7 protein-coding genes are annotated in these 9,336 nt (G+C 43.5%); 2 read left to right on the top strand and 5 right to left on the bottom strand.

Annotated features, from left to right (window positions below):
• Window positions 1–107 precede the first annotated feature (107 nt).
• Entirely contained in the window at window positions 108–464 is a 357-nt protein-coding gene (locus EI161_RS12040) for a hypothetical protein (protein WP_192529659.1), read from the top strand.
• Between the two features lie 78 nt (window positions 465–542).
• Here EI161_RS12040 and purC read toward each other — a convergent pair whose 3' ends face one another.
• The 5 genes from purC to EI161_RS12015 form a co-directional block, all read right to left on the bottom strand.
• Window positions 543–1,256, bottom strand: a complete 714-nt coding sequence (gene purC, locus EI161_RS12035) for a phosphoribosylaminoimidazolesuccinocarboxamide synthase (protein WP_192522692.1) — start codon at window positions 1,254–1,256, stop codon at window positions 543–545.
• 129 nt (window positions 1,257–1,385) lie between these two features.
• Entirely contained in the window at window positions 1,386–1,700 is a 315-nt protein-coding gene (locus EI161_RS12030; RefSeq protein ID WP_192529658.1) for a hypothetical protein, read from the bottom strand.
• Window positions 1,701–1,843: 143 nt separating this feature from the next.
• A complete protein-coding gene (gene dapA, locus EI161_RS12025) occupies window positions 1,844–2,749 on the bottom strand; it encodes a 4-hydroxy-tetrahydrodipicolinate synthase (protein WP_192522694.1) in 906 nt (301 codons plus the stop codon).
• A 410-nt stretch (window positions 2,750–3,159) separates the two neighbouring features.
• The gene (locus tag EI161_RS12020; protein WP_192529657.1) at window positions 3,160–4,311 is read right to left on the bottom strand and encodes a hypothetical protein; all 1,152 of its coding nucleotides are present in this window, start codon (window positions 4,309–4,311) and stop codon (window positions 3,160–3,162) included.
• A 344-nt stretch (window positions 4,312–4,655) separates the two neighbouring features.
• A complete protein-coding gene (locus EI161_RS12015; protein WP_192529656.1) occupies window positions 4,656–6,110 on the bottom strand; it encodes a Do family serine endopeptidase in 1,455 nt (484 codons plus the stop codon).
• Window positions 6,111–6,919: 809 nt separating this feature from the next.
• Between EI161_RS12015 and EI161_RS12010 the strand changes: the two genes are divergently transcribed.
• Window positions 6,920–9,259 carry a cation:proton antiporter gene (locus EI161_RS12010; RefSeq protein WP_192529655.1) on the top strand — a complete coding sequence of 780 codons (2,340 nt, stop codon included), beginning with the start codon at window positions 6,920–6,922 and terminating at the stop codon, window positions 9,257–9,259.
• The last annotated feature ends 77 nt before the right edge of the window (window positions 9,260–9,336 follow it).

Below are 9,336 nucleotides of genomic sequence, written 5' to 3'. Positions count from 1 at the left end.
CGAAGCTTTTCATGCTGCTGGCCATTTGCTCAGCCAGTTTCTTGATGTCAGATTGGTTAGTCATTGCTTATTCTCCTGTTAGTGGATTATAAGCAGTTACACAAAGTTTGGGAAACTCTCCAGAAGATAAAAAGAACGACGTAAAAAATAATAATACAGCTCAAGATTCAAAAGATCAGAGCACTAATAAAGAGTCAGACAATAAAGATAAAAACTCACACAACCAATCGGACAACAAAGCATCCGATAATGACAGCGAAAAAGATAGTGATGATTCTGATAAAAAAAGTTCTGATAAAAAAGATAAAGACAGTAAAGACTCTAATGCCGATGATAAAGACTCATCATTGACAGACACGGCAACGACTAAAGCAAAAGAAATGGCTGGTACCTTAGCCGATAAAGCAGCCGATGCAATGGATTTTGCTTCTAAGAAAATCAAAGAAGCACGTAAAGACAGCTAATTTATTTACTTGCATAAAAAAGCTGAGCCCATGGCTCAGCTTTTTTTCTATACTATAAAATTAACCCAGATAAATTACTTAACTTAATGGCACACCAATACGCTTAGCGACTTCTTCATAGCCTTCGATCACATCACCTAATGACTGACGGAAACGGTCTTTATCCAGTTTTTTCTTAGTGACTTTGTCCCAAATACGGCAGCCATCTGGTGAGAACTCATCACCTAGGACGATACGATCATGGAACACGCCAAACTCTAGTTTGAAATCGACCAATATTAAATCGCCTGCATCAAACAGTGCTTTTAGTACGTCATTGACTTGATAGCTCAGCTCTTTCATTCTCGCCAGCTGTGCCTCATTAGCCCAATCAAGAGAAATAGAAAGTGATTCATTGACCATCGGATCGCCAAGCGCATCATCTTTATAGAACAGCTCGTAGGTAGGCGGCGTCAAAGCCTGCCCTTCTTCTACACCCAAACGACGCACCAAACTACCAGCAGCAAAGTTACGTACCACGCACTCAACCGGAATCATCTCTAAACGTTTGACCAAAACTTCATCGTCAGACAATTGCTTTTCAAAATGCGTCTCGATGCCAGCATCCGCCAATTTTTGCATGATAAACGCATTAAAGCGATTATTGACGACGCCTTTGCGTGCCAACTGCTCGATACGTTTGCCATCAAGCGCTGAGGTATCATCGCGAAAGTGTAGAATCAGCAGATCGTTGTCTTCTGTTTCATAAACGGATTTGGCTTTGCCTTTATACAGCAGTTGTTGCTTTTGCATTATCAGGATTCCTGTTCGTTCAAGCTTATGTGGTAAAAACGCGCAGATATCGCTGGATCTGATAATACAGTATTAATGACATATTCATTAGTGACCGTAAAAGCCAGCGATACAAATAGAGAAATGGATTTAATTTGAGGTAGTGCTTACCGTACGCTGAGGCTTCGGCAACTGATACTGGCTGCCTGATTCGTTTTGTAATTTGAGCGTATTTGCACCCGCGTTAGGGGTTTGATATAAAGGCACAAAAGGGGCTGTTTCTTTGGCAGCTGGCAGCTCTATAGGCGCCAATTTTTTGCTTTGTTGGTATTCTAGGCTACCGTTGTCACGCTTACCCAGTAAGTTTTTAGCAGTTTGGCAGCCGCTCAATACTAGGGTGCTGCCCAAAACTAAGGTTAGCATCGCGGGAAATATCTTTGTAGTCGGTGATGATGTTTTCATCATGTTATCTCTCTAAGTTAGCAATTAACACTCATTTGGGCAACTGGCGTATTATTTTACCAGACCTTATAGCAGCTACTAAGCCTATTTATTAATAACTGGCTTAGCCTCTATAACGCTTGGTTTTATAATAATCTTGCGCGCATCTATAGTAAGTTTGCACGCACCAAGGCTTCATCAATCGTCGCATGATGTTGTTCTGCTAGCCAAACCAATGGCAAGCGGATACCGTTATCTATCATGCCCATTTTATATAAAGCATATTTAACAGGAATAGGGCTGGACTCGATAAATAAGTCACGGTGTAAGTGTTTGATGACATCATGTGCTTTATTAGCGGTGTCAAAGTCGCCGCGCAAGGCTGCGGTAAAAGTTTCGCTCATGGCTTTTGGTGCCACGTTGGCAGTCACTGAAATATTGCCTTTGCCGCCTACTTTCATCAGCTCAAGCGCGGTACCATCATCACCAGATAGAACGACCAATCTGTCACCAACAGCTTTAATTAATTGCTCACCGCGTCCGACCGACCCCGTTGCGTCTTTAATCGCTACGATATTGTCTATATCTGCTAAGCGCTCAACCGTTTCTTGGGCGATATCAACGACCGTACGTCCTGGTACGTTATAGAGCATCTGCGGGATGTCCACTGCTTCAGCGATGGTTTTATAATGCTGGTATAAACCTTCTTGCGGCGGTTTATTATAATAAGGCGCGACCAATAACGCACAGTCTGCACCCGCATCGGCAGCGTCTTGGGTCAGCTTAATCGCTTCGGTCGTATTGTTGGCGCCTGTACCAGCAATCACTGGCACACGGCCTTTGACATGCTGCACAAAATAGCGAATCACCTCGCTGTGCTCTTGCATAGATAACGTCGCTGATTCACCAGTGGTGCCAACGGCGACTAGGCAATGTGTACCTTGTTCAATCTGCCAATCTATGAGGTCTGCCAGACGTTTATAATCGACCTTACCGTCAGGGTGCATGGGCGTTACCAAGGCTACCATTGAGCCTTGTAGTCGGGTTTTGATTTCGTCGTATGCTGTGCTCATAACCGTGCCTTACTGTATTATCCTAGCTTTTATTAAAGCTGTCACATGATAGGTCGTTTGCAAGTGCCTTTTAAATTAAAGCTCAACGTTTAATAAAAATAACGTAAAAGGCAATATCTTGCGTGATGTTAATACTATTTATTTATCTCTTCTAAAGTCATTAACGCTATTTTTATCGGCTGCCACTGTAATTGGCTGATAGCAATAAAAACGCCTGTTAGTGTAGCATATTTTACTTTAACCGCTATCAATCAATTGAGATGCAATATCTAAATTGAACGCCAAAATACGCCTACTTTCTCTCGCCGCATCTCATCAACATTCGGCTCAAGCCTTATTGCCAAGTAGAATATTCGCTTAACAGTCAGTTTAGCGCAATGCATCAGCACTGATAAGTCTTTTAGATAGTATTAACGAATCGTCAACACATCGATAGTGGGACGATACAACCGAAAAGGCAATCCTCGAGTACCAATACCGCTACTGACAAATATCTGCGCACTACCGTGCTGATATAAACCGCGCTGTTGACCCATACGGCTGCTATTTAACAAGGTTGACTGCTCACGACTACGCTCGATATCTTTTTGTTTTTGTGCCAGCCATATATTTTTTTGCGTTGTTTTTGCCGCGCCAGTAATCAATAGTGGTCGCGGCTGCAAGGCTTTTGGTAAATCTCTAATACTATCGAATCGTGAAGCCAAAATAATGACTGGCTTGGTAGCAGTCGCAATTTCTGCCCCTAGAGCGGCCTTACCTGCTGCATTGGCATCCTTAATATCAGTGAATTGCTTCGGCACATCCTGCCAGCCGCAGAGTGCTGCGACAATGGAGTTGTCTTGCAAACTCTTATTGGCAGACCCAGCACATTTCAGTGGTAACGAGGTACATTGCTGTCCGATATAACTGATATCGAGCACATCAAAGGTACTGGCCAAGGTGTCTTCTAATAGGGGCTGGCCCTGCTTGGTGGTGTTAATCGATTGATAGCGTAAATCCGAGGTGCTCATCACCGTATAAACAGGTTTATTAACCCCTTTAAACAGCATCAATTGTCCCACCAAATCTGCGCTTGGATAATATAACCAATCACCCGTAATCAATACCGCATCTGCTTGTAGCGCATTAATAGTGGCAACAAGCTTGCGAATATGGCGCGGCTTTCCGCTATATATTCCTATGCGTAAATCAGCCAGTACAGCGACCGTGAGCGGTGTTGATAAGTCCAAATCAATCGCCTGATGCGCTAAGCGTAGACGGTTGGGCTGCACCACCACGGTATAAAAGTATAGCCCCATTGCTAGTGAAATCATCAGCACAGATAATAAAGATAACTGCGCGAGCATCGGTGACACTGCTTGCAACCAACCGATGACTAATAGCACCACCCAAACAGGCATGGTATAAGCCGCGTAATATAACGCTAACTTAAACCAAATGCGCATAAAACGCTTGGTAGGATTGGCATTGAAGGTTTGTAATCCTGACCACAGTACGATATACGCGAGCAATGCTGCTGCCGTAGAGATACTTAGCGTATAAAAAGCGTGGTCATCAATCATAATTACCTGATAATTATATAAGGGTACAAACCAATTAAATGGCTTACCCTATGTTAGAACGTATTGAGCAATAAATAAATCACTCAACGAATAAATTAAAAGATGCCCTAATAACAATCATAAAAACGAGATAAACATCAGCCCATTCAGATAATGATCGTTTAAATTGAGAACATACCCTGATCATCGGATAACAACAACCACCTGATTAAAATAGACATCTGATAAAAAAATCAGCCATTATAGAGGTCGACCTCTATGATAAACAAGTACAATTATCACTAAGGCATATTGTGACGTACTTGTTTTTGAACGGGCTATTTGTGACTGGCTATCTATAACGGCTACTCAATACGTAAGCCGATAATACCAGGAATCCCCTGACGCATAATCTCAATGGTCACCACACCTTTTTCGGGTAATGATGAAACAGCACCAGAAAAGTCATTGACGGTTTTAATTGATTTTTGGTGCAGGTTGGTAATAACGTCACCCGCCAATATGCCCGAGCGCGCCGCCAGCCCTGTCGGCTCGACAGCAGTGACTAATACGCCAGTCTTATTATCAGAAGCCAACTCTATTTGCTCCTCTGAAGTTAGATTACGCAGTGCCAACCCTAAGCTTATCTCGTTATCTTGCTGAGCACGTCCTTGTGATTGCATATTATTGGAGGCGTTACGAAGCTTGCCAGTGATAATCGATTGCTTGCCATCACGCTGAATCTGCACACGAAACGCATCATCAGGACGTGCCCGATTGATCAGGTTCAATAAATCTGACGCCTCCATAATCTGCACATTGTTATATTGCAAAATAACATCCCCTGATTTTAATCCCGCTTTTTGAGCCGGCGAGTCGGGGGAAACACGAGTCAATAACGCCCCTTGCGGACGCGCTAAATTATAAGCCTCTGCCAGATTGCGATCGATATCTTGCGGATAAATACCTAAATAGGCACGAGCCACTTCACCATTGGTTTTTAGCTGCTCGTAGATATCCATCGCTGCATCAATCGGAATAGAGAACGACAGTCCCATATAGCCGCCAGTACCACTAAAGATACGCGAGTTAATACCGATGACTTCACCGCGCTGATTAAATAAGGGGCCACCTGAATTTCCAGGATTGAGTGCCACATCGGTTTGGATAAATGGCACACTGGTCTCACGCGAAAAATTTCGCGATTTGGCGCTGACGATACCCGCCGATGCTGAATAATCAAAGCCAAATGGCGAGCCAATCGCCAGTACCGGCTCCCCTACTTTTAGGCTATTTGAATCGCCAATAGGCAACGCAGGAAACGTGGTACCTTTTATTTTTAGTACGGCCACATCTGAGCGCTCATCACTACCTACCAAGGTCGCATCCAGCTCTGTGCGGTCATTGAGGGTGACAGTAATGGTGTCAGCGCCTTCGACCACATGATGATTGGTGAGCATATAGCCATCTTTGGTGATAAAAAAAGCCGTCCCATAAGCGTGCTCAATCGCGGGTGTCGCTGCCTGCTCAGGGATACGCAAGCGATCACCAAAAAACTGCCTCAATAACTCAGCAGTTTGAGCCTTGGCAAGTTCCGCTTCGCTGACCGTTTTGGTGACATTGACGCGGGCGACTGCTGGGGTGACTTGTTGAACTAAGCCAGAAAAATCTGCCGTAGTGACTGCTGCTTCAGCGGTCGGCATGGTAGCGACATTAATACTGGCTACCATTGCTGTGCCAATGGCAAGCGCTAATGTACTACGCTGCAACCAATACTGCATTTTAAAACTAGATTGTCCTCTAAACATATTAATAGGCATATTTCCCTCCATATAAGTGATGATTATTATTGTTGAGATAGTCGATACTACATAAATAAATACACAGTATTATGACGCAGGACTGGTACAAATCTTGCTTACTTGCTTACTTGCTTACTTGCTTACTTGCTTACTTGCTGTGCCTGTGCCTGTGCCTGTGCCAACAACAGAGGCCATAAAAAATCTATACCAGTCCCATGTATCTCTTTTATATTGACCTGATAAATCTATTAGGTTACTGGCTTTTATAAATTTTTGCCATCGACCATTTATATTTATGGATTATACCCTTTAACACAGATTGTCATAGTCGTGACGTGCATGACAAACGCGGCTACTGTATGATAAATAAAAAAGTGCTAATTTGCTGTAGTAATAATCAAGGATAGGTCACGGCACAGTTATTGCTTACTTGCTTTGCAAAGCATTACCACTTATCGAGGCTATCTGAAAGAGGTAACATCGATAAGGACGAAATAAAACCATGCTATGATAGCAAGCCAAATAATTTCATAAGCAAACAAAAGTCATATTTTAATAATATTATTGACTATACGTTAGTCATATTGATTAACATCACCCTTATTTGCATTTCTAATGATTTAGGAATGCTTTTGTCTATACTTATTTGTAGTAGTTATATCATACCTAACTCATGTGGTGATTTATGCTGTGATACATAGCGGCTACTCTTAGCGACCAACACTATCGCTCAGCTGTTCATGTTGCTTGCATCAACCCATAAATATGCTGCCTATAGTGGCTATTGATAGGTATGAAATATGACAAGATTATAAAAGGATTAATTTATGGATACCGCCCTACTGCTATCCGGCGTGGTTGGGATTGGCATCGCCGCCCAATGGTTGGCTTGGTATTTAAAGCAACCGTCCATTTTATTTTTATTATTGATTGGTATTATCGTTGGCCCTGTGCTCGGCGTATTTGACCCCGACTTGGTATTAGGCGAGCTGATGTTCCCCTTTATCTCCTTGGGGGTGGCGATTATCCTATTCGAAGGCTCGCTAACGCTCGAGTTCGATGAAATCAAACAACACGGTACCGTCGTGCAGATGCTGGTGTCCGTCGGCGTCCTTATCACCATTGCCATCGTCGCGTTATCGACCTATCTATTATTCGATGTCGACCCGCTGATAGCTTTATTATTCGGTGCGCTGGTGTGCGTGACGGGCCCAACGGTGATTATGCCGCTACTGCGTAGTGTGCGTCCCAATAAAACCATATCCAATATCCTTAAATGGGAAGGGATTATCATTGACCCGATTGGCGCTATCGCCGTGGTTTTGGTCTATGAGTATATTATCTCAGGTGGCGAAGCCAGTAGCATTTTGCTATTTGCCAAAATCGTAGTATTGGCGACTGCGCTTGGCATGGCGGGTGCTTGGGTATTGGCATTCCTCATGCGCCGTCATATGATTCCTGAGTTTTTGCGCAATGTCTTTACCCTTGCTTTTGTCTTAGTCCTATTTTCAGTATCAAACCATTTAGAGCATGAATCGGGTCTATTGACGGTTACGGTATTGGGTGTTGCTCTTGCCAACTGGCCAAAATTCCCGCGTGAGACGATTTTAGAGTTTAATGAATCGTTAACCATTTTATTAGTCTCAGTATTGTTTATCATTCTTGCTGCCCGTGTTGAGCTTGAAAGTCTGCTTAGCGTGGGCTTTGCAGGATTGGTATTGCTAGCAATCGTGATGTTTGTCGCGCGCCCCTTATCGGTGTGGGCATCTTCTATTGGCTCCAACTTAAAGACCAATGAAAAGCTGATGATTAGCTGGATTGGCCCGCGTGGTATCGTTGCGGCTGCCATCTCATCGTTATTTGCTATTCGCTTGCAAGAGTATGATATTCAAGGCGTTGAACTGCTAGTGCCATTAGTATTTTTGGTCATTATTGGCACAGTAATGATTCAAGGTTTGGGCGCAAAAATGGTTGGTAACTTCTTGGGCGTACGTGAGCCTGAGACCAACGGGATTCTTATCGTTGGCTCAAACCCTATTGCCCTGTTGGTAGCCACCTCGTTAAAGGAGCAGGGCTTCGATGTCATCGTCGCTCATAATAACTATACCAATATTGCCCGCGCACGCATGAGCGGTCTACGCACTTACTTTGGCAATCCCATCTCAGACCATGCCGACCATCATCTTGATCTTATCGGTATTGGCCGTTTATTTGCCATGAGTATGGACAAAGAGATGAACACCTTGTCTGAGATTCATTACCGTCATGAATTTGGCGAGCGCAAGTTATATCGTCTCAAATTCAGTGATGAAAAAGTTAAAAGTGAGCGTGATGATAAGCAATCAAACTTCCACTCACAATGGCTGTTTGATGATGCCACTTATACCAAGCTTGCCAGCATGCTATCGAAAAAAGCCCGTATCAAAATCACTAACATCACTGACAGTTATAGCTTTGAGCAATATAAAGCTGATAATAAACAGTTTGTTCCGCTCTACACTATCGACAAAGAAGGCAAGCTACACGTCATCACGAATAAGTTCGATGGGACAGTACCCCGTGATCGCAAGCTCATTTCACTGGTCGTGGAAGATGAAGTACAACCAAAACCAGTCGATGTAACGCCTAAGCAAGAGCAGGCGCGTATGGCTGCCGATGCCAATTTTGAGTCCAAATCAAAAGCACCTGATAAGCGTAAAGAAAAGGAGTTAAGCGACGATAACGCTGACGTAGCAGAGCAAGACCCTGCAACAGCGACCGACAAAGATAATAACCCTGAAACAGACAATGAGCAAAAGGTCTCAAGTGACTCATCAACCAGCACCAATGATAGTTCCTCGTCTGAATCAGCGCCAGCCAAGCCAACAACGGCTAACGATAAGGGTGCAGAGTCAAAGTCCGAATCTGCTAACACTGCTGATAAAGGTGTAATGTCAGCCAATTCGACCGCAGAGTCAAAGACCACTTCTAAGAGTAAGCTATCTAGCAGTACCAACGGTGATGGCAACGCCCCTAAAACTAAAAAAGGCTCACTTGATCCAAATCGTCTGCCAGACTCTGGTCAAAACAATGCGACCAGCACTGGCACTGATGCTAGTTCTGATGCTGACGCCAGTAAAGACGTTGTGCAGAAAGATTTAGATAAGAAGAAAACAGGTAAAGAATAACTGCTACTTTTTTAAAATTAATGGTGTAATGGACATTATTCATGCTGTCATAGGGTCTAACGCTATATACTGTCTAT

Source organism: Psychrobacter sp. FME5 (genome assembly GCF_014861375.1).
GTDB lineage: Bacteria > Pseudomonadota > Gammaproteobacteria > Pseudomonadales > Moraxellaceae > Psychrobacter.
This window is presented reverse-complemented; position numbering and strand designations above follow the sequence as displayed.

Excerpts from the sequence above, each read along its gene's own strand:
- EI161_RS12010 (WP_192529655.1), top strand. The coding sequence starts at position 6,920 with ATGGATACCGCCCTACTGCTATCCGGCGTGGTTGGGATTGGCATCGCC.
- dapA (WP_192522694.1), bottom strand. The coding sequence starts at position 2,749 with ATGAGCACAGCATACGACGAAATCAAAACCCGACTACAAGGCTCAATG.
- EI161_RS12030 (WP_192529658.1), bottom strand. The coding sequence starts at position 1,700 with ATGATGAAAACATCATCACCGACTACAAAGATATTTCCCGCGATGCTA.
- purC (WP_192522692.1), bottom strand. The coding sequence starts at position 1,256 with ATGCAAAAGCAACAACTGCTGTATAAAGGCAAAGCCAAATCCGTTTAT.
- EI161_RS12015 (WP_192529656.1), bottom strand. The coding sequence starts at position 6,110 with ATGCCTATTAATATGTTTAGAGGACAATCTAGTTTTAAAATGCAGTAT.
- EI161_RS12020 (WP_192529657.1), bottom strand. The coding sequence starts at position 4,311 with ATGATTGATGACCACGCTTTTTATACGCTAAGTATCTCTACGGCAGCA.